Source organism: Streptomyces sp. LARHCF249 (assembly GCF_052871255.1).
Genome location: NZ_JBIXJQ010000009.1, coordinates 144,402 through 163,668 on the forward strand (window position 1 = coordinate 144,402; position 19,267 = coordinate 163,668).

At 72.7% G+C, this 19,267-nt stretch carries 16 protein-coding genes; 5 read left to right on the plus strand and 11 right to left on the minus strand.

What is annotated here, in order from left to right:
- Positions 1–121: 121 nt before the first annotated feature.
- Positions 122–1,483, minus strand: coding sequence for an MFS transporter (locus ACIPUC_RS25670; RefSeq protein ID WP_446592464.1), 1,362 nt, complete (start codon positions 1,481–1,483; stop codon positions 122–124).
- 345 nt (positions 1,484–1,828) lie between these two features.
- Here ACIPUC_RS25670 and ACIPUC_RS25675 point away from each other — a divergent pair, with 345 nt between their 5' ends.
- On the plus strand, positions 1,829–2,746 hold the full coding sequence (locus tag ACIPUC_RS25675) for a DUF3027 domain-containing protein (RefSeq protein ID WP_446592465.1): 918 nt from the start codon (positions 1,829–1,831) through the stop codon (positions 2,744–2,746).
- A 97-nt stretch (positions 2,747–2,843) separates the two neighbouring features.
- Here ACIPUC_RS25675 and ACIPUC_RS25680 read toward each other — a convergent pair whose 3' ends face one another.
- Entirely contained in the window at positions 2,844–3,836 is a 993-nt protein-coding gene (locus ACIPUC_RS25680; RefSeq protein WP_446592466.1) for a WD40 repeat domain-containing protein, read from the minus strand.
- 77 nt (positions 3,837–3,913) lie between these two features.
- Between ACIPUC_RS25680 and ACIPUC_RS25685 the strand changes: the two genes are divergently transcribed.
- Positions 3,914–4,597 carry a GDSL-type esterase/lipase family protein gene (locus ACIPUC_RS25685; RefSeq protein WP_446592467.1) on the plus strand — a complete coding sequence of 228 codons (684 nt, stop codon included), beginning with the start codon at positions 3,914–3,916 and terminating at the stop codon, positions 4,595–4,597.
- A gap of 6 nt (positions 4,598–4,603) precedes the next feature.
- On the opposite strand, the gene ACIPUC_RS25690 is transcribed toward ACIPUC_RS25685, so the two are convergent.
- From ACIPUC_RS25690 to ACIPUC_RS25710, 5 genes are all read right to left on the minus strand, one after another.
- Positions 4,604–5,596 carry an aldo/keto reductase gene (locus ACIPUC_RS25690; RefSeq protein ID WP_446592468.1) on the minus strand — a complete coding sequence of 331 codons (993 nt, stop codon included), beginning with the start codon at positions 5,594–5,596 and terminating at the stop codon, positions 4,604–4,606.
- A gap of 165 nt (positions 5,597–5,761) precedes the next feature.
- Positions 5,762–6,541: a dimethylargininase gene (ddaH, locus tag ACIPUC_RS25695; RefSeq protein ID WP_446592666.1), complete on the minus strand. Its 780-nt coding sequence runs from the start codon at positions 6,539–6,541 to the stop codon at positions 5,762–5,764.
- 229 nt (positions 6,542–6,770) lie between these two features.
- A complete protein-coding gene (gene thpR, locus ACIPUC_RS25700; protein WP_446592470.1) occupies positions 6,771–7,322 on the minus strand; it encodes an RNA 2',3'-cyclic phosphodiesterase in 552 nt (183 codons plus the stop codon).
- A gap of 170 nt (positions 7,323–7,492) precedes the next feature.
- Positions 7,493–8,860, minus strand: a complete 1,368-nt coding sequence (locus ACIPUC_RS25705; protein ID WP_446592471.1) for an MFS transporter — start codon at positions 8,858–8,860, stop codon at positions 7,493–7,495.
- A gap of 25 nt (positions 8,861–8,885) precedes the next feature.
- Positions 8,886–9,323, minus strand: a complete 438-nt coding sequence (locus ACIPUC_RS25710) for a MarR family winged helix-turn-helix transcriptional regulator (RefSeq protein WP_446592472.1) — start codon at positions 9,321–9,323, stop codon at positions 8,886–8,888.
- A 118-nt stretch (positions 9,324–9,441) separates the two neighbouring features.
- Here ACIPUC_RS25710 and ACIPUC_RS25715 point away from each other — a divergent pair, with 118 nt between their 5' ends.
- Complete coding sequence (locus ACIPUC_RS25715) at positions 9,442–9,624, plus strand: hypothetical protein (protein WP_030156886.1); 183 nt, start codon at positions 9,442–9,444, stop codon at positions 9,622–9,624.
- Between the two features lie 3 nt (positions 9,625–9,627).
- Here the strand turns inward: ACIPUC_RS25715 and ACIPUC_RS25720 are convergent, their stop codons facing one another.
- On the minus strand, positions 9,628–11,091 hold the full coding sequence (locus ACIPUC_RS25720; protein WP_446592474.1) for an NCS2 family permease: 1,464 nt from the start codon (positions 11,089–11,091) through the stop codon (positions 9,628–9,630).
- A 204-nt stretch (positions 11,092–11,295) separates the two neighbouring features.
- On the opposite strand from ACIPUC_RS25720, the gene ACIPUC_RS25725 reads away from it, so the two are divergent.
- Positions 11,296–11,577 (plus strand): DUF2530 domain-containing protein, encoded by a 282-nt coding sequence (locus ACIPUC_RS25725; protein WP_446592475.1) that lies wholly within the window; start codon positions 11,296–11,298, stop codon positions 11,575–11,577.
- Here the strand turns inward: ACIPUC_RS25725 and ACIPUC_RS25730 are convergent.
- Complete coding sequence (locus ACIPUC_RS25730) at positions 11,574–12,200, minus strand: NIPSNAP family protein (protein WP_446592476.1); 627 nt, start codon at positions 12,198–12,200, stop codon at positions 11,574–11,576. The two genes, ACIPUC_RS25725 and ACIPUC_RS25730, sit on opposite strands and share 4 nt — an antisense overlap.
- A gap of 171 nt (positions 12,201–12,371) precedes the next feature.
- Here ACIPUC_RS25730 and ACIPUC_RS25735 point away from each other — a divergent pair, with 171 nt between their 5' ends.
- Complete coding sequence (locus tag ACIPUC_RS25735) at positions 12,372–14,825, plus strand: HAD-IC family P-type ATPase (protein ID WP_446592478.1); 2,454 nt, start codon at positions 12,372–12,374, stop codon at positions 14,823–14,825.
- A gap of 18 nt (positions 14,826–14,843) precedes the next feature.
- Here the strand turns inward: ACIPUC_RS25735 and ACIPUC_RS25740 are convergent, their stop codons facing one another.
- Positions 14,844–17,984 carry a sacsin N-terminal ATP-binding-like domain-containing protein gene (locus ACIPUC_RS25740; RefSeq protein ID WP_446592480.1) on the minus strand — a complete coding sequence of 1,047 codons (3,141 nt, stop codon included), beginning with the start codon at positions 17,982–17,984 and terminating at the stop codon, positions 14,844–14,846.
- A gap of 137 nt (positions 17,985–18,121) precedes the next feature.
- On the minus strand, positions 18,122–19,240 hold the full coding sequence (gene serC, locus ACIPUC_RS25745) for a phosphoserine transaminase (RefSeq protein ID WP_446592481.1): 1,119 nt from the start codon (positions 19,238–19,240) through the stop codon (positions 18,122–18,124).
- Between the last annotated feature and the right edge of the window lie 27 nt (positions 19,241–19,267).

Genomic DNA, 19,267 nt, shown 5'->3' on the forward strand with positions numbered 1-19,267 from the left:
GAAGGCTATCGGGCCGCTGGGCTGCGCCGCTGCACGGGGTCCACTGGCCTGTGGCGCGGCGCGCCGTGGTCCGGCGGCCACGGCTCCGCCGTCCGGGGCGCAGCCCCGGGAGCGGGCGCGGCTACGCGACCCTCGGCCGGGGCGCGCCGGAGTGGTGGCGGGGGGCGCCGACGAGGCCGCGGTAGGCCATGGCGGTGCCGACGGCGACCACGGCCGCCGCGACGGACATGCCCAGGACCCCGTTCAACGGCAGGGCGATCCCGATCGCCCCGCCCAGCACCCACGCCATCTGGAGCAGCGTCTCCGAGCGGGCGAAGGCGGACGTGCGCACCGCCTCCGGCACGTCCCGCTGGATCATCGCGTCCAGCGACAGCTTCGCCAGCGCCTGGCAGAAGCCCGCCGTCGCGCCCAGCACCGCCATGAACAGCCCGCTGAAGAACGCCGCCGCCAATACCGCGACCCCGAGCGTCAGGCTGAGCACGGCCGCGATGATCGCCTCCGGCGCCCTGGCCCGCAGCCATGCCCCGACCGCCGTGCCGCACGCGTTGCCCACCCCCGCCGAGACGCCCACGATGCCCAGCGACACCGCCGCGCTCTGCCCGGCCAGGGGGTGCTCGCGCAGCAGGAACGCCAGGAAGAAGATCAGGAACCCGGACAGCCCGCGCATCGCCGCGTTCGCCAGCAGGCCGCACAGCACCGACCGGCTGACCGTCCGCAGCCCCGGCCGCCGCGAGTGCGCCTCGTGCGTGGACAGCCGGGCCCGGCCCTCGCCCTTGGCCTCGTCCACCTTGTGCGGCAGCGTGAACGCCGCGAACGTGCCCCAGACGAAGATCGCGCAGGCCCCGTACAGCGGCCACTGCGGGCCGATCTGGTGCAGTCCGGCGCCCACCGGCGCCGCCACGCCCGTGGCCAGCAGCCCGGCCAGCGTCACCCGGGAGTTCGCCTTGACGAGCGAGAACTTGGGCGGCAGCAGCCGCGGCACCACGGCGCTGCGCACTACTCCGTACGCCTTCGAGGAGACCAGCACCCCCAGCGCCGCCGGGTACAGCTCCAGGCCGCCGGTGGCCACCGCGGCCGACATCATCAGCGCCAGCAGCGCCCTCGTCAGCATCGCGGCCGCCATCGAGGCCCGCCGCCCGTGCGGCAGCCGGTCCAGCAGCGGGCCGATCACCGGGGCGAGCAGGGTGAAGGGGGCCATCGTGATCGCCAGGTACAGGGCCACCCGGCCGCGTGCCTCGTCCGTGGGGACGGAGAAGAACACCGTCGAGGCCAGCGCCACCGTGATCATCATGTCGCCGGCGCCGTTGATGGCGTGCAGCTCGATCAGCTTGCCGAGGCCCGACTCACCGGCCCCGTGCGCGTGCGTGGCGCGCCGGATGCCGCGCGCCGTACCGGTGATGGGCAGGTGCAGGGCACGACCCAGGGCCCGGCCGGCCCGCCTGGCCGGTCCCGAGCCGTCGCGGGACGACCGTACGGGTGCCACCTGGCCATAGTGCCCCACAGGTCCCTCCCGGACCCCTCCCGGCGCGTCGGGGGCGTTCCTCAGCGCGCGGGCTTCTCCGCGAATCGGACCTTGCATGTGGGCCCAAGGCTTCGGAGGAGGTAGCGTGCGTAGCGCGCCACCGGCGGTTGCTCTTGGCCGCGCGCCTCTTCGCGATCCCGCAGAATGGATCGCATAAAGGTGCGCCCGGAGTCCGATCGGGTGCGGACGTCGACGCGGCCCTCTGGTCCGCTCCGCCCGCTCCACGTACGGACAGGACCGACGGGTCGTTGTGGACGACAGTACGGACGGCGCACTCGTGAGACGGCGTAGGAGAGAACGAGACCAGTGAGTGCTGCGACGACGCGAAGCCGTACCCCGCGTACCCCCGACCGCCTGTGCGTCGAGGCGGTAGAACTCGCCCGTGCGGCGGCCGAGGAAGCCGCTTTCCCCGGTGTGGTGGGAGAGCACGTCTCCGCCGTGGCGGAGGGTGACCGGGTCGTCACGCATTTCTTCGAGTCCAAGGAGCCGGGCTACCGCGGCTGGCGCTGGGCCGTCACCGTCACCCGCGCCTCCCGCGCCAAGAACGTCACGCTCGACGAAACGGTGCTGCTCCCCGGCGACGACGCGCTGCTGGCCCCCGAGTGGGTGCCGTGGAGCGAGCGGCTGCGCCCCGGCGACATGGGCCCGGGCGACCTGCTGCCCACCGACGCCGAGGACCTGCGGCTCGAGCCGGGCTGGTCGGGCGAGGACGCCCCGCCGCCGAACTCGGTCGTCTCCACCGAGATGGCCGAACTGGTCGAGGCGGAGGACGCGGACGTCACCGACCGCGCGGTGGTCCCGGTCCGCGGCTCGATCACCTCGGTCGCCGAGGAACTCGGCATGCGCCGGGCCCGGGTCCTCTCGCGGTACGGGCTGCACAGCGCGGCCGACCGCTGGGACGAGTCGTTCGGGGCGAAGACCCCGATGGCGCAGGCGGCGCCGGCGTCCTGTGTCTCCTGCGGGTTCCTGGTCGCGATCGGCGGCTCGCTGGGGCAGGCCTTCGGTGTCTGCGCGAACGAGTTCAGCCCGGCCGACGGGCGGCTCGTCTCGCTCTCGTACGGGTGCGGCGGGCATTCGGAGGCGGCGGTCATGCCGGCGCCGCTGAGGCCGGCGCCGCCGGTGCTCGACTCGATGGCCGCGGACGAGTTCACCCTCCGCCCGTCCGCCGACACCGGCTCCGTCCCCACGTCCGACCTCCCGGCCGCCGACCTGGGCCACTCGTAGCCCTGCGGCCGTCTTGCCGGGGTCTGGGGCGGAGCCACGGCAGCACCGCACCCGGGCGCGGGCCTGAACGCCGTGGAGCCCCGCAGCGAGCCGCCGGCTACCCGGCCGAGCCCCGCCGGCGGAAGAGGCGCTTCGCGCCCAGGAGGACGGCCAGCGCGACCGCCAGGACCACGGCTCCCTTGCCGAAACCGCCCGGCGGCTCCGGAGCGGTGGCCGCGTCCGACGGAGAGCCCGGCTGCGGGGACGCCGACGGGGCTCCGGACGCGCCGGCCAGCGGGACCGCGACGACGCGGCTGGCCTCGCCCTCCGCGCCGAACATCAGCGCCGAGCCGTCCGCCGCGTACGTCACCGACTCCGCCTGCCCCTGCCACGGCGCGTCCACCCGCTCGCCCTCGCCCTGCGGCCGCGCGTCCTTCCACGGGTACGTACGGGCCGTGAAGTACCCCCGCAGGGCCAGCCGGCTCCCGTCGGGGGAGAACGCCCCGTCCGTCACCCACGGCACGTCCGCGACCCGCCGGAACACGTTCGCCCCGCCCTCCGACAGCCGCTCCGGGCCCTCGTACAGCCCGCCCGCGCTCTCGTGCTTGCTCGCGATGTACACCCGCCCCGTCACCGGATGCACCATCAGCGCCTCCGCGTTCCGCGGCCCGTCCGCGTACCGCACCGTGAACTGGGCGGCCCTGACCGTGACATCGCCCAGCTGCTTCGGCTCGGGGAACCGGTAGATCCAGACGTGCTGCCAGGAGCCGTCCTTGTTGTCCCCGATGTCGCCGACGTACAGCTGCCCGTCCGGCCCCAGCGAGATCGCCTCGACGTCCCGCGGCCGCCCGACGCCCGACAGCGTGACCCGCGCCACCGTCTTGCCGGTCGCCGAGTCCACCGCGTAGACGTACGGGCCGTCGTTGCTGTCGTTGTGCGTCCAGTACACGCCCGGGTGGATCCGGCTGGCCGCCAGCCCGCTCGACTCCATGATCCGCGGGTCGGTGATGGTGAACGAGGACACGCCGGGAGCCTCGGCCGCTGGCGCCGACGACGGCAGCAGGGCGAGGACCAGGGCGGCGGAGGCGGACGACAACGGCAGCAGGCGCATGCCCCCAGCCTGCCAGCCCGCCTCGGCGTGTCGGGCATCACAGGGGCTCGGGTCGGGTGATCCGCGATGATGACCGGATGCGTTTCATGTTCGTCGGCGACTCCATGACCATCGGACGCGCCGGCGACTGGACCTGGCGCTACCGGATGTGGCAGCACCTTGGCTCCACCCCCGGCGGGCCGTACGAGATCGTCGGCCCGCGCACCGAGCTGTACGACACCGCCGCCGACGCGGCCACCAGCCACGCCTACGCCGACCCGGACTTCCCGCCGGACGCCCGCCGCCATCTGGCCGGCTGGGGCGAGGGCTGGCAGCACATGGCCCCCCTGATAGGCCCCGCGGCCCGCGCCGGCCGCGCCGACGTCCTGCTCGTCTCCCTCGGCCTGATCGACCTCGGCTTCTACACCGGCGCCGACGACACCGCCGCCAACATGCGCCGCTTCGTCGCGGCCGCACGGGAGGCCCGCCCCGGCATCCGGATGGTGCTGCTGCCGGTGATACCGAACATCCGCGCCGAGGAGGACGCCCCCTTCGCCGCCGAAGTGGCCCGTTTCAACGAGCTCCTGGCGAAGGCGGTGGCCGATCTGACCACCGCCGCCTCACCGATCCTGCTGGGCGCCCGCCCGGACGCGTACGACATCCACCGCGACACCTACGACGGGACCCACCCCAACGCCTCGGGCGAACACCGCCTGGCGGGCGAGTTCGCGGCGGTCCTGCACCAGGCCTGGGGCATCGGCGGCCCCTACCGGCAGCCGTAGCGGGAGCTACCAGGCGAAGGCCTCCGGGGACGGGCCGGGCCCCGGGAAGACCTCGTCCAGGGCGGCCAGCACCTCCTCGCTCAGCTCCAGCTCGAGCGCCCGCAGCGCGCTGTCCAACTGCTCGGCCGTGCGCGGGCCGACGATCGGACCGGTGACCCCGGGCCGGGTCAGCAGCCAGGCCAGCGCCGTCTCGCCGGGTTCCAGGCCGTGCTTGCCGAGGAGGTCCTCGTACGCCTGCACCTGCGCCCGTACCGCGGTGTCGGCCAGCGCCTCCGCCGACCGCCCGGAGGCCCGGCGGCCGCCCTCGACCTCCTTCCGGATGACCCCGCCCAGCAGGCCGCCGTGCAGCGGGGACCACGGGATGACCCCGAGCCCGTACTCCTGGGCGGCAGGGATGACCTCCATCTCGGCGCGCCGCTCGGCGAGGTTGTAGAGGCACTGCTCGCTGACCAGTCCGACCATGCCGCGCCGGGCGGCCGCCTCGTTCGCCTGGGCGATCTTGTAGCCGGGGAAGTTCGACGACCCCGCGTACAGGATCTTGCCCTGCTGGATCAGTACGTCGACGGCCTGCCAGATCTCCTCGAAGGGGGTCCGGCGGTCGATGTGGTGGAACTGGTACAGGTCGATGTAGTCCGTCTGGAGCCGCTTCAGGCTCGCCTCGACGGCCCGCCGGATGTTCAGCGCCGACAGCCGGTCGTGGTTGGGCCAGGGGGCGTCGCCGTCGCCGGCCATGTTCGCGTAGACCTTGGTGGCGAGGACGGTCTTGTCCCGGCGGCCGCCGCCCTGGGCGAACCAGGTGCCGATGATCTCCTCGGTGCGGCCCTTGTTGTCGCCCCAGCCGTAGACGTTGGCTGTGTCGACGAAGTTCAGGCCGGCGGCGAGGGCGGCGTCCAGGATGCGGTGACTGGTGGGTTCGTCTGTCTGCGGACCGAAGTTCATCGTGCCGAGAACGAGTCGGCTGACCTTGAGTCCGGTGCGTCCGAGCTGCGTGTACTTCATGGGCCCCAAGCCAACTGCTTGGAGTCCGCTCGAGGCAAGGGCGCGCTTGCCGCCGCCTACTGCCCCACGGCGGCCGCGACGGCGACGACGACGAACATCAGTACGAGCACACCGGCCATGACACGGTTTCTGGTCTTGGGATCCACCCGTCGAGCCTAACGCGGTTCAGATCCCGCGCAGCTCCAGGGTGCAGCACTTGACGCTGCCGCCCGCCTTGAGGAGCTCGGACAGGTCGACCCCGATCGGCTCGAAGCCGCGCGCGCTGAGCTGGGCCTTCAGGCCGGCGGCCGCCTCCGGCAGCAGCACGTGGCGGCCGTCGGAGAAGGCGTTGAGCCCGAAGGCCGCGGCGTCCTCGGCGGTGGCGAGGATCGCCCCGGGGAAAAGGGTGCGCAGCACGGCCCGGCTCCCCTCGGAGAAGGCGGCCGGGTAGTACATGACCTCCTCGTCCGAGAGCACGGCGAGCGCCGTGTCCAGGTGGTAGAACTCCGGGTCGACGAGGGTCAGGCCGGTCACCGGCAGGCCGAAGAACTCCTGCGCCTCGGCGTGCGAGCGCGGGTCGGTGCGGAAGCCGGTGCCGGCCAGCAGGCGGCGGCCGACGGTGAGGATGTCGCCCTCGCCCTCGTTGATGTACTCCGGCCACAGCAGCTCGCGGCAGCCGCGGCTCTCGAACCACTTGAGGTACGCGGGCCCCTCGGCGGTGCGCTGCGCGTGCCGGAACCGGGCGCCGTAGACCTTGCCGTCGACCACGGTGGCGCCGTTCGCGGCGAACACCATGTCGGGGAGCCCGTCGATCGGGTCGATCTCCTCGACGAGGTGGCCGAGCTCCCGGTAGAGGTCGCGCAGCCGCTCCCACTGGAGGACGGCCAGGGCGGTGTCGGTGCTCTTCTGCGGGTTCATCCACGGGTTGATCGAGTACGTGACGTCGTAGTGCCTCGGGCGGCACATGAGCAGCCGGCGCCGGGTGGCCGTGCGGGAGGGCTTCGAAGGGGCGGTGGCGGCAGGGGCGGCGGGGGCGGCGGCGGACGCGGTCAGCGGCACGGGGGCTCCTCGGCAGGTGGTCGGAGGCGGTTACCGGCCGCCCGGGAGCGACGTTTCCCCCGGTCCTCCACGGGAGCGTTCCGAGCGGGGGTCCAGCGGTTGAACCCGGACCGAACACCCGCCTCAGCCCGTCAGCTCAGCCCTTCAGCGGCCAGGCTCCGACGGTCTCGTAGCGGGGCTGCTCGCCGGGGATCCCGCTGACGGGCAGGTTGCTGCGGACCAGGGACAGGGTGTCGGCCTGCCAGGGGGTGCCCTCGAAGTCCGCGAGGGCGTCGAGGTAGGGCCGCAGTGGGGTGCCTTCGCGGGACCGGCCCAGGGTGAGGTGCGGGGTGTAGCGGCGGTGCTGCTCCATGGGCACCCCGGCCCGCCGGGCGGCGGCGTCGGCCCGTTCCGCGAGCAGCCGCACCGCGTCGAGGTCCCCGGCGGCGCCGATCCACAGCGCGCGTTCGCCGAAGTGGCCGGCGCCGTGCAGGCGCAGCGCGAAGGGTGCGGTGCGGGTCGCTGCGCGGGCGAGGCGGGCGTGCAGCTCGGGGAGCAGCTCGTCCCGGACCTCGCCCATGAAGGCGAGCGTGAAGTGCCAGCCCGGCTCGCCGGTCCAGGTCAACCGGTCGTCCCGCAACGGCCGTACGGCCGCGGCCAGCTCGGCCAAGGCCGCGTCCGGGGGCAGCAGGGCTGCGAACAGTCTCATGCGGCCGAGCCTAGCGGGGCCGCCCGTGCGCGGAGCCGTTGTCAGGGGCTCCGCCCCCGAACCCCCGCGCCTCAAACGCCGGCGGGGCTGGATTTGGCCGAGCTGCGTTTGCGCCTACCGCCGCACGTGGCGGACGGCATCAGCCAAATCAAGGAAGCGGACCCGCAGGGTCAGGCGGCGGACACCAGCTCCCGTTCGCGCACGGCCGGAACGAACGTCACGCCACGCCGGTCCACCCGCAGCCGCAGGTTGCCCACCCGCGCAAGGACGATCGCGATCGAAACAGAGGCGAGCAGCGAGAGCACACCGCCGGCGGCCATGCCGATCCGCGCGCCGTACGTGTCCGTGATCCAGCCCAGCAGCGGAGCGCCCAGCGGCGTGCCGCCGGTGAAGACCATCATGTACAGGGCCATGACCCGCCCCCGCATCTCGGGGTCGGTCGCCATCTGCACGCTGGAGTTCGCCGTCACGTTGACCGTCAGGCCGAAGACGCCGATCGGCACGAGCAGCGCCGCGAACAGCCAGAAGCCCGGCGCGAAGGCGGTCACGACCAGCAGCACCGAGAACAGCACGGCAGCGGCCACCAGCAGCCGCAGGCGGGAGTGTCCGCGCCGGGCGGCGAGCAGCGCGCCCGCGAGGGAGCCGGCCGCGATCAGGGTGTTGAAGAGCCCGTAGGTGCCCGCGTCCCCGTGGAACACGTCGCTCACGTACGCCGACAGCCAGATCGGGAAGTTGAACCCGAAGGTGCCGATGAAGCCGACGAGGACGATCGGCCAGACCAGCTCCGGCCGGCCGGCGACGTAGCGCAGGCCTTCGCGGAGCTGCCCCTTGGCGCGGGGCCGGGGCGCGACCGGGTGCAGTTCGTGCGTCCGCATCATCAGCAGGCCGGCGATGGGCGCGGCGAAGGACAGTCCGTTCAGCAGGAAGGCCCAGCCGGAGCCGAATGCGGTGATCAGCACACCGGCGATCGCCGGGCCGACCAGCCGCGCGGACTGGAAGTTGGCCGAATTCAGGCTGACGGCATTGGCGACCTGGTCCTTGCCGACCATCTCGGTGACGAAGGTCTGCCGGGCCGGGTTGTCGACGACGGTGACCAGGCCGAGCAGGAACGCGGCGAGGTAGACGTGCCAGACCTGGACGTGTCCCGCGAGGGTGAGCACGGCCAGCGCGACGCCGGTCAGGCCCATCGCGCTCTGGGTGGCGAGCAGCAGCGGCCTTTTGGGCAGCCGGTCGGCGAGTACGCCTCCGTAGAGCCCGAACACCAGCATCGGCAGGAACTGCAGGGCGATGGTGATGCCGACGGCGGAAGCCGAACCGGTCAGGGAGAGGACCAGCCAGTCCTGGGCGATGCGCTGCATCCAGGTGCCCGTGTTCGATACGACCTGGCCGGTCGCGAAGAGCCGGTAGTTCCGGATCTTCAGCGAGCTGAACGTGCCCCGGCTACCGCCGGGAGGTGACCCCGGGTTCTTGCCCGCGGGGGTTGTGTCGGGGGTGGATATGTGGCCGGGTGCGGAGTCTGCTCCGTTTCCCGTACTCAAAAGCGTTCGCCTCCTGGCGTCGTTCCTATAGGTGCGCGAGCTTCTCCAGGACGGGTGCGGCCTCGCGCAGCTTGGCCCATTCGTCCTCGGTCAGCTCGTCCACGAGCCCGGCCAGGAAGGCGTTGCGCTTGCGGCGGCTCTCTTCGAGCATCGCTTCGGCCTCCTCCGTCTGGCGGACCACCTTCTGGCGGCGGTCGTCGGGGTGTGGTTCCAGCGTGACCAGTCCTTTGGCCTCCAGCAACGCGACGATGCGCGTCATCGACGGCGGCTGGACGTGTTCCCGCCGGGCCAGCTCGCCAGGTGTGGCCTGGCCGCAGCGGGCGAGGGTGCCGAGGACCGACATCTCGGTCGGGCTCAGCGATTCGTCGACGCGCTGGTGCTTCAGGCGCCGGCCCAGCCGCATGACGGCGGAGCGGAGGTCGTTCACGGCGGATGCATCGTCGCCATGGGTAAGGTCACGCATCTCTTTAGAATAACTCATTACTCTAGCTAAGGAACACCATTACCGGCCGTCACTCGTACGGGTGAGTCGGCAGCGGAAAGTGACACGCGTCCCTACCCTCTGCCCCGACTCTTTCGGCATGGGGACACATGTGCTCAGCATGCGCATAGACGGGGAGCTCCTCGACAGGCTCCGGACTCATGCCGCCAAACGCGGAATGAGCGTCCAGGACTATGTGGTCCGGACGCTCATTCGCGATGACTTCGACGAGCGCTTCAAGGCGGCCGTCGACGAGACAGAGAAGTTCTACGGGCTGACGTAGCCCTTACGTGAGGCCGAGGGCCGGCATCGCGTAGTAGAAGACGAACACCGCCGAGACGACGTACATGGCCACCGGGACCTCACGGCCCCGGCCGGTCGCGGCGCGCAGCGCGCAGAAGCTGACGAAGCCGATGCCGATGCCGTTGGTGATCGAGTACGTGAAGGGCATCATCACCATGGCCAGGAAGGCCGGCACGGCGACGGTGAAGTCGCTCCAGTCGATGTCCTTGACCGAGCCCGCCAGGATCAGGAAGCCGACCGCCACCAGGGCGGGGGTGGCCGCCTGGGACGGGACCATGGTGGCGAGCGGGGTCAGGAACAGCGCCACGGTGAACAGGCCGCCGGTCACGACGTTCGCCAGACCGGTACGGGCGCCCTCGCCGACCCCGGCCGTGGACTCCACGAAGCAGGTGGTGGCCGAGGACGAGGTGGCTCCGCCCGAGGCGACGGCCAGGCCGTCGATCAGCAGGACCCGGTTGATGCCGGGGAACTCGCCGGTCTCCTTGTCGATCAGCTTCGCCTCGTCGCCGACGCCCAGGATCGTGCCCATGGCGTCGAAGAAGCAGGACAGCAGCACGGTGAAGACGAACAGGACGCCCGTCAGCAGCCCGACCTTCTCGAAGCCGCCGAACAGGCTGACCTGGCCGACGAGCCCGAAGTCCGGCGCGGCCACCGGGTTGCCCGGCCACGCGGGCACGGTCAGGCCCCAGGCCTCGTTCGGGAGCTCGGCGGCGAGCTGGACGCCGACCGCGACGACGGTCATCACCACGATGGAGATCAGGATCGCGCCCGGCGTCTTGCGGATCAGCAGGGCGAGGGTGAGCAGCACGCCGACGACGAAGATCAGTACGGGCCAGCCGACGAGGTGGCCGCCCGCGCCGAGCTGGAGCGGGACGGTGGTGTGCGCGGCGTCGGGGATGCGGGTGACGAAGCCCGAGTCGACCAGGCCGATCAGCATGATGAACAGGCCGATGCCGATGGCGATGCCCTTGCGCAGGCCCGTCGGGACGGCGTTCATGACCCGCTCGCGCAGGCCGGTCGCGACCAGCAGCATCACGACGAAGCCGGCCAGGACCACCATGCCCATGGCGTCGGCCCAGCTCATCCGCGGGGCGAGCTGGAGGGCGACGACGGTGTTCACGCCGAGGCCCGCGGCCAGCGCGATCGGGACGTTGCCGATGACACCCATGAGCAGGGTGGAGAACGCGGCCGTCAGGACGGTGGCGGTGACGAGCTGGCCGCCGTCGAGCTGGTGCCCGTACATGTCCTTCGCGCTGCCCAGGATGATCGGGTTCAGCACGATGATGTAGGCCATCGCGAAGAAGGTCGCGAAGCCGCCGCGGACCTCGCGGGCGATGGTCGAGCCGCGCTCGGAGATCCGGAAGTGGCGGTCGAGGACCGAGGTCTCCCGAGGGCCGGGTTCCGGGGCGCTGGCCGCGGGGGCGGGGGCCGGGGCAGGGGTGCTCATACGGTCCTCATTGGGTGGTTCATACGAAGAAAATGGGCCGCGCCCAAACCGTTTCAGTATGAACACATGAACGAAGGAGCGTCCATCTCCGCGCGTAGACCACGGATCGGCCAGCCTAGTGCTGTGACCGGAAAGCCTTGCGATGCACCGCACCGGACACCGCGACCCGGCAAACCTTTCCGGCCACAGCACTAGACTTGCCGCATGGCGAAATGGACTCCGCAGCACGAGGCGCCCGAGCCCCTTGAGGGTCCGGTCGTCGCCACCATCACCGGCGGCACGATCCTCTGGTTCGTCCTCTTCGTCGTCCAGCTCCCCTTCTACGGCTGGTTCTCCGACCGCGGCCTGCTGTGGTGGGTCTGGACCTGCGCGGCCGGCGGCTTCCTCGGCCTGATCGGCATCTGGTACGTCCGCGGCCGCGACGCCGCCCTCAAGCGCCACGCCGCGGAACGCGCCGCCGGGGCGGACCCCTCCCCGCAGTCCTAGGCTCCCCGCCGCACGGGCTCCAGGCGGAGCCGCTGCGGAGCGCACCGCACGTGGTCCGACAGGTCCGGCAGGTCAGAGAGGTCCGACACGGGCCCGGCCCCTCCGGCCGTGAACCACACGAGGACGTCCTCACCCGTACGGACCGGCAGCGCCGGGAAGGTGTTCTCCGCGTGCTCGGTGCGGTGCACGGCCAGCGGTGCGGATCCGGCGGCGGTGAGCGCCGGCCGGAGCCGCCGCTCGAAGTGGCCGGCGAAGGCCTCCGGATCCAGCGGGTGGCAGACGGTCGCGACGACCGGCCCCCCGGCGTCGGGGGCGGCGAAGCCCGGCCCGCGCAGCAGCAGCACGTCGTCCGAGTCCAGCATGGTCGCGTTGGCCGCCTCGCGGTGGGCCCGCCAGACGGGGCCGCCGTAGAAGGCGTGGAGCGCCCGCTCGCGCGCCGCCATGTCGGGGAAGCTGCGCAGCCAGACGAAGCGGTCCGGATCGTCCAGGTCCCGGAACCGGCCGCCGAGGGTGATACCGGCCGCCTCCTGTCCGGCGACCAGCTCCCGCTCGAAGAGCTCGATCAGCGTGTCCCGGGCGCCGGGGTGCAGGGTGTACTGCCGCAGTTCGACGATGAGGTCCATGGCCTGGACGGTAGGAGGTGTCCACTGACACCTGCCGTCAGCGGAAACCCCCCTCCGGCGGAGCGGCAAGGGCGACCGAGGGGGACCAGGGGAGGATTGGGGTCATCCCGAAGTCGGATCTTCGGACTTCTCGGCGGGTGAAGCGTTCGAACCGCCCGTACCGTCGAAAGCATGACGCAGCGGGCGAAGATCGATCAGGACGGTCCGGAGCGGGCCGGCGCCGCCATCGACGCGGGGGCCGAGCTGGACCCCGTACACCCGGTGCAACCGCCCGCGCCCCGGTTCAAGCCCGGCGGCCTGACCACCGCCGAGGTCGCCGAGCGCGTGGCGCGCGGCGACGTCAACGACGTCCCCGTCCGCAGCAGCCGCTCCACCGCCGACATCATCCGCGCCAACGTCTTCACCCGCTTCAACGCGATCATCGGCGTGCTCTGGGTGGTCATGCTCTTCGTCGCGCCGATCCAGGACAGCCTCTTCGGCTTCGTGATCATCGCGAACACCGGCATCGGCATCATCCAGGAACTGCGCGCCAAGAAGACCCTCGACGGCCTCGCCGTCATCGGCGAGGCCAAACCCAGCGTCCGCCGCGACGGCAGGACCGCGGAGATCTCCACCTCCGAGATCGTCCTGGGCGACGTCATCGAACTCGGCCCCGGCGACAAGGTCGTCGTCGACGGAGCCGTCGGCGAGGCCGACGGGCTGGAGATCGACGAGTCCCTCCTCACCGGCGAGGCCGACCCCGTCCTGAAGAAACCCGGCGACCAGGTCATGTCCGGCTCCTTCGTCGTCGCCGGCGGCGGCGCCTTCACCGCCACCAAGGTCGGCCGCGAGGCCTACGCCGCCCAGCTGGCCGAAGAGGCCTCCCGCTTCACCCTCGTCCACTCCGAGCTGCGCTCCGGCATCTCCACCATCCTCAAGTACGTCACCTGGATGATGATCCCGACCTCGATCGGCCTCATCATCAGCCAGCTGATCGTCAAGGACTCCAACCTCAAGGACTCCATCGCCCGCACCGTCGGCGGCATCGTCCCGATGATCCCCGAGGGCCTCGTCCTGCTCACCTCGGTGGCCTTCGCGATCGGCGTCATCCGGCTCGGCCGCAAGCAGTGCCTGGTCCAGGAACTGCCCGCCATCGAGGGCCTCGCCCGCGTCGACGTGGTCTGCCTCGACAAGACCGGCACCCTCACCGAGGGCGGCATGGACGTCACCGAGCTCCGCCCGCTCGGCGGCGCGGACCCCTCGTACGTCAAGAAGGTGCTCGGCGCCCTCGGCGAGTCCGACCCGCGCCCCAACGCCAGCCTCCAGGCGATCATCGACGCCTACCCCGACAGCGCGGAGTGGCGCTGCACCGAGTCCCTCCCCTTCTCCTCCGCCCGCAAGTACAGCGGCGCCAGCTTCAGCGAGGGCGACGGCGAGAACAACACCTGGCTGCTGGGCGCCCCCGACGTCCTGCTGCCCACCGGGGACCCCGCCCTCGACGAGATCAGCGGCCTCAACGAACAGGGCCTGCGCGTCCTGCTGCTGGCCCGCTCCGCCCGCGAACTCGACGACGAGGCCGTGGCCACCGGGGTCCGGCCGACCGCCCTCGTCGTCCTCGAGCAGCGGCTGCGCCCCGACGCCGCCGACACGCTGCGCTACTTCGAGGACCAGGACGTCAAGGCGAAGGTCATCTCCGGCGACAACGCCGTCTCGGTCGGCGCGGTCGCCGGCAAGCTGGGCCTGCCGGGCGCCGAGAACACCATCGACGCCCGCAAGCTCCCCACCGAGCAGTCCGGGATGGCCCAGGCCCTCGACGCCCACTCCGTCTTCGGACGCGTCACCCCGCAGCAGAAGCGCGACATGGTCGGGGCCCTCCAGTCCAAGGGCCACACGGTCGCCATGACGGGCGACGGAGTCAACGACGTCCTGGCCCTCAAGGACGCCGACATCGGCGTCTCCATGGGCTCCGGCTCCGAGGCCACCCGGGCCGTGGCCCAGATCGTCCTCCTCAACAACAGCTTCTCGACCCTCCCCTCGGTGGTCGCCGAGGGCCGCCGGGTCATCGGCAACATCACCCGGGTGGCGACGCTCTTCCTCACGAAGACGGTCTACTCGGTCCTGCTCGCGATCCTGGTGGTCTGCTCCCAGGTCGAGTACCCGTTCCTGCCCCGCCACCTGACCCTGCTGTCCACCCTCACCATCGGCATCCCGGCCTTCTTCCTGGCCCTCGCGCCGAACAAGGAACGCGCGAGGCCGCACTTCGTGAAACGGGTGATGCGGTACGCCATCCCGGGCGGCGTGATCGCGGCGACGGCCACCTTCGTGACGTACCTGATCGCCCGCGCCCACTACACGGGCCCCGACTCCCTGAAGTCCGAGACCAGCGCGGCCACCCTCGCCCTCTTCCTCACCTCGATGTGGGTCCTGGCGATCATCGCCCGCCCGTACACGTGGTGGCGCGTCGGCCTGGTCGGCACGATGGCCGGCGCCTTCCTGATCGTGCTGGTCGTGCCGTGGCTCCAGGACTTCTTCCAGCTCAAGCTGGAGGGCGTGACCATGCCCTGGATCGCGGTAGCGGTCGCCGCGGCCGCCGCGACCCTGATCGAGTTCACCTTCAGATGGGTGGACCGCAAGTTCCCGGCCTAGCCGCCTGAGGGCTGCTCATCAGTCGAACCAGCGGTCCCGGGCCAGTTCCGCGGTACGGGACGGGTCCTCCAGGAGGGCTGCCACCTCGAAGCGGCGCGGCCATTGGCCGGCCGACCAGGCCAGGCCCGCGGCGACGCCCTCCAGGGTGGAGGCGTGCAGGGTGCCGTCGGGGGTGTGGCGCCAGTCCAGTTCGACGCCGCCCGCGATCAGTTCCTCGTGCTCGAGGTACGTGGACGGGGTCGCGGGGCCCAGCAGGATGCGGACCGGCTCAGGGACCCCGTGTTCCTCGCCCGGGGTGGTGACCTCCGCCGGGACCGTCTCCGAGAGGCGCCGGACCTGGAGGAGGTCCGCCAGGTCGGCCGCGCGGGACGGGGCCACCGGGAGGAGGGGCAGGCCCTCCGTCAGGGGGAGCAGGTCCGGGGCGTCCGCGATGAGCGCCTCCGCCGCGTCCACCACCAGGACCTCGCCGTCCACCACCGCGCGCAGCTCGTCCGGGAGGGTGACCTGCTCGGGGTCCAGATCGGCCAGGGCCGAGTACAGGCCGTGCAGCTGGCGGCCCGTCACCTCGCGCTCCGGATCGGCGAGGCGGGCCAGCAGCTCGGCCGCGCCGCCCGGCTCGTCCAGCAGGGCCGGCACGGTGGTCCGTACGCCCAGGGCCCGCAGGACCTGCTCGTCCTCGAAGCCGGTGGCGTCCGCCGAGGTGTAGAGGCCGGCCAGCAGCGGGTCGCCGCCCGCCGCGCGCAGGCCCGCCGGGCGGCGGCCGTCGAGCACCGGGTGGTCGCGCAGCCACCAGGCGGTGTACGGGCGCACCGACTGCGTGGTGCCGTCCGGGAGCAGGACGCGCACGGGCTGGGTGAGGGCGTCGCGGAGCGGGGGCTGCGCGAGCATCGCCAGGGCCTGGGGCCAGCAGTCGTCGTCGACCAGGTCGAGGTCCCGTACGGCGACCAGTTCCGTGGCCACCGGCGGGACCGGGGTGTCCGGCAGCTGGTCCAGCAGGTCCTCGCACCACACGTCGACCGCGTCCAGCAGCCCCGCGTCGTCCGGCTCGGCGAAGTCGCCCTCGCGCGGCTCCAGTTCGTCCGGGTCGAGTACCACGTCGGTGGCGCGGACCAGCTGGAACGTGGCGAGGACGCCGACGGCGGTGAGGGTGTCGGCGTCCCAGCGGGAGGCCAGCTCGGCGTCCACGTACGGGACCTCGTCCTCGCGGATCACCGAGGCGAGCGGCGAGCCGGGCAGCAGCAGTTCGCCGGCCGGAGTCAGCTCCCCGTCCTCGTCCGGGAGGGCCAGCGCGCCCAGCCAGGGCTCGTCGCCCGGGGCCAGTTCGGCGTCCCGGACCAGGCCCAGGACCACGTCGACCAGTTCCTCCGGGTCCAGCGCGTCCTCGTCCCAGATCTCGCCCGCGTCCATCGAGCCGGCCACGGCGGCCCGCACCTGCGGGGTCGTCAGGACGGCCCGCGCGGTGGCCGGGAGGGCGCCGAGCTTCTCCAGCAGCGGGTGCGCGGCGTCCGGGTGGGCCACCTTCAGCCCCAGCCGGGCCAGGTCCGCCGGGGTGTCCGCGTACGGGAGCAGGACGTGGCGCGGCCCGATCGTCGTACGGCCGTCGGCGAGCGGCACGGGCAGCCCGGACAGCCGGTCCGGGTCGACCCCGGCGAGGGAGTCGTAGAGCCGGTGCCACCACTCGGGGGTCCGCTCGATGCCCGCGATCCGCTCGATGGCGTCGCCGAGCGGCAGCCGGCCCACGCCCAGGGTGCGCAGCTCGGCACGGCGCTCCAGGCCGGCCGGGAGCAGCGTCGGCAGCACCTCGGCCAGTACCCGTACGGTGTCGGCGCCCGCACCCTCCACCACCTCGGCCTCGAAGGGGCGCAGCGCGGCCCGCTCCTCGGCGTGCTCGGGCGGGGCGGCGGGCGCGAGGAACGCCGTACGGGGCAGCCGCCGGAGCACGGCGGCGCGCAGGGCCCCGTCCAGCTCGCCCTTGCCGAGCGGGCCGGGGACCAGGTCCACGAGGGCGGTGGTCACCGGGTCCCAGGAGCCGAGGAGTTCGGCGTACGCGTCGGCTGCGCGCTCCACGAGGAAGTCGGTCAGCGGGCCCGGGGCCGGGTGCCGGCGGGTGGTGTCCAGCGGCAGGGTCGCGATGAGCAGGGCGGGGATGCCCAGCGGTTCGTCGGTGGGGGTCGGCGCGTGCACGACGGGCGCGGTGGCCGGGCGCAGCGGCGCGCCGTCGGTGTCGACGGGCACGGCCCAGGACACCGACCAGGAGGGCCGCAGCCGCTCCTCGACGGGCCGGTCGGCGAGCAGGGCCTTCTCGATGGGGCCGCCGTGGCGGACGGTGCGCCAGCGGTTGGTGCCCGACCGGGAGTCCTCGATGACCGCGTACGGGCCCTCGTCCCGGCGGTGCAGGGTGCGGGAGGGGCCCGCCGTGCTGCCCGACGGTGTCTCGACGACGACCTCGCGCAACCCGGGGAGGGTGAGCAGCAGGGCGTCGTCGATGCCGGTGAGGAGCCGCTCGACGAGGTCCTCGGCGGCGGCGTCGCGCAGCGGGAGGACCACGACGGTGTCGTAGCCGTCGGGGGCGGTGCCCTCGGCGGGCAGCGGGAGCCGCAGCAGCGGGACGTGGCCGTCGCGTCGGCGCAGTTCGTCGCCGAGGCCGGGGCTGCCGACGGCGGCGTCGCGGGCCAGTTCGCGGGCCTCGGCCAGGGACCAGCGGACGCCGCCGTGGCGGCCGAGGACGGCGGGCTCGTCGCAGACCGCGAGGACGGCCGCGAAGCCGACGCCGAAGCGGCCGACGGTGTCCCCGGAGCCGCCTCCCGCGGCCTCCCGCTTGGCCGAGGCGCGCAGGGTGCTCAGCGACTCCACGCCCGTCGCGTCGAGCGGAGCACCGGTGTTGGCGACGGCCAGCACCGCGTGCCCGCCCTCGCCCGCGTGCAGGGTGAGCCGCAGCCGGCCCGGCACCCCGGCCCGCGCGGCGGCGTCGGCGGCGTTCTGGGCCAGCTCGACGACGAGCCGGTCGCGGTAGCCGCCGAGCGCCAGGTCCTCCTCGGCGTTGGCGTCCTCGCGGAAGCGGGCCGGGCCCGCGCCCCACGCGTCGAGCACCCCCCGCCGCAGCCGGGCCGTGCCGAAGGGGTCCACGCCGCTCTGGGCCGCCGTCACTCGCACGCTCACGCCGCTGCCTCCACGCTGTGCCGCCTTCAAAGAACTCCTGAAGGTACCGCGTACGGAGCCACTGCTTGCCCGTCAGGTGGGCGAACACGGCGCAGCCCCCGGTGGCACGAGGCCGCCGGGGGCTGCGCGGTCAACTGCTAGAGCTTCTCGATCACGTAGTCGATGCAGGTGGTCAGCGCCTGTACGTCCGCCGGGTCGATCGCCGGGAACATCGCGATACGGAGCTGGTTGCGGCCGAGCTTGCGGTACGGCTCGGTGTCCACGATCCCGTTGGCGCGCAGCACCTTGGCGACGGCCGCCGCGTCGATGTCGTCCGAGAAGTCGATCGTGCCGATGACGGCGGAACGCTTGTCGGCGTCCACGACGAACGGGTTCGCGTACTTGGACGCCTCGGCCCAGCCGTACAGGTTGCGCGCGCTGGCCGCCGTACGCCCGGTCGTGAACTCCAGACCGCCCTGGCTGTTCATCCACTCCAGCTGCTCGTTCAGCAGGAAGAGGGTGGACAGCGCCGGGGTGTTGTACGTCTGGTTCTTCAGCGAGTTGTCGATCGCCGTCGGCAGCGAGAAGAACTCCGGTACGTGCCGGCCCGACGCGTGCACGCGGGCGGCGCGCTCCAGCGCGGCCGGGGAGAACGCGGCCAGCCACAGGCCGCCCTCCGAGGCGAAGGACTTCTGCGGGGCGAAGTAGTAGACGTCGGTCTCGGTGATGTCCACCGGCAGACCGCCGGCGCCCGAGGTCGCGTCCACCAGGACGAGCGAACCGGCGTCCGCGCCCGCGACGCGCTTGACCGGCGCCGCCACACCCGTCGAAGTCTCGTTGTGCGTGTACGCGTACACGTCCACGCCCGCCTCGGCCTGCGGCTCGGGGTGCGTGCCCGGCTCGGAGGAGATGACGGTCGGAGCGTCCAGCCACGGCGCGAGCTTCGCGGCCTTGGCGAACTTGGAGGAGAACTCGCCGAAGGTGAGGTGCTGGGACTTCTGCTCGATCAGCCCGTGGGTCGCGATGTCCCAGAAGGCGGTGGAGCCGCCGTTGCCCAGGATCACCTCGTAGCCCTCGGGGAGGGAGAAGAGGTCCCGGAGCCCCTGGCGCACCGAGCCGACCAGGTTCTTGACCGGGGCCTGGCGGTGCGAGGTTCCGAGCAGTGAGGTACCGGTGGCGGCCAGGGCGTCCAGCGCCTCGGTCCGCACCTTGGAGGGGCCCGCGCCGAAGCGTCCGTCGGCGGGCTTGATGTCAGCGGGAATCTGGATCTCGGCCACGAGCGGAGCGTATCGGGTCCCGGTCCG

Excerpts from the sequence above, each read along its gene's own strand:
- ACIPUC_RS25690 (WP_446592468.1), bottom strand. The coding sequence starts at position 5,596 with ATGAAGTACACGCAGCTCGGACGCACCGGACTCAAGGTCAGCCGACTC.
- ACIPUC_RS25720 (WP_446592474.1), bottom strand. The coding sequence starts at position 11,091 with ATGAGCACCCCTGCCCCGGCCCCCGCCCCCGCGGCCAGCGCCCCGGAA.
- ACIPUC_RS25710 (WP_446592472.1), bottom strand. The coding sequence starts at position 9,323 with ATGCGTGACCTTACCCATGGCGACGATGCATCCGCCGTGAACGACCTC.
- thpR (WP_446592470.1), bottom strand. The coding sequence starts at position 7,322 with ATGAGACTGTTCGCAGCCCTGCTGCCCCCGGACGCGGCCTTGGCCGAG.
- ACIPUC_RS25680 (WP_446592466.1), bottom strand. The coding sequence starts at position 3,836 with ATGCGCCTGCTGCCGTTGTCGTCCGCCTCCGCCGCCCTGGTCCTCGCC.
- ddaH (WP_446592666.1), bottom strand. The coding sequence starts at position 6,541 with ATGTGCCGCCCGAGGCACTACGACGTCACGTACTCGATCAACCCGTGG.
- ACIPUC_RS25715 (WP_030156886.1), top strand. The coding sequence starts at position 9,442 with ATGGGGACACATGTGCTCAGCATGCGCATAGACGGGGAGCTCCTCGAC.
- ACIPUC_RS25685 (WP_446592467.1), top strand. The coding sequence starts at position 3,914 with ATGCGTTTCATGTTCGTCGGCGACTCCATGACCATCGGACGCGCCGGC.
- ACIPUC_RS25735 (WP_446592478.1), top strand. The coding sequence starts at position 12,372 with ATGACGCAGCGGGCGAAGATCGATCAGGACGGTCCGGAGCGGGCCGGC.
- ACIPUC_RS25730 (WP_446592476.1), bottom strand. The coding sequence starts at position 12,200 with ATGGACCTCATCGTCGAACTGCGGCAGTACACCCTGCACCCCGGCGCC.
- ACIPUC_RS25725 (WP_446592475.1), top strand. The coding sequence starts at position 11,296 with ATGGCGAAATGGACTCCGCAGCACGAGGCGCCCGAGCCCCTTGAGGGT.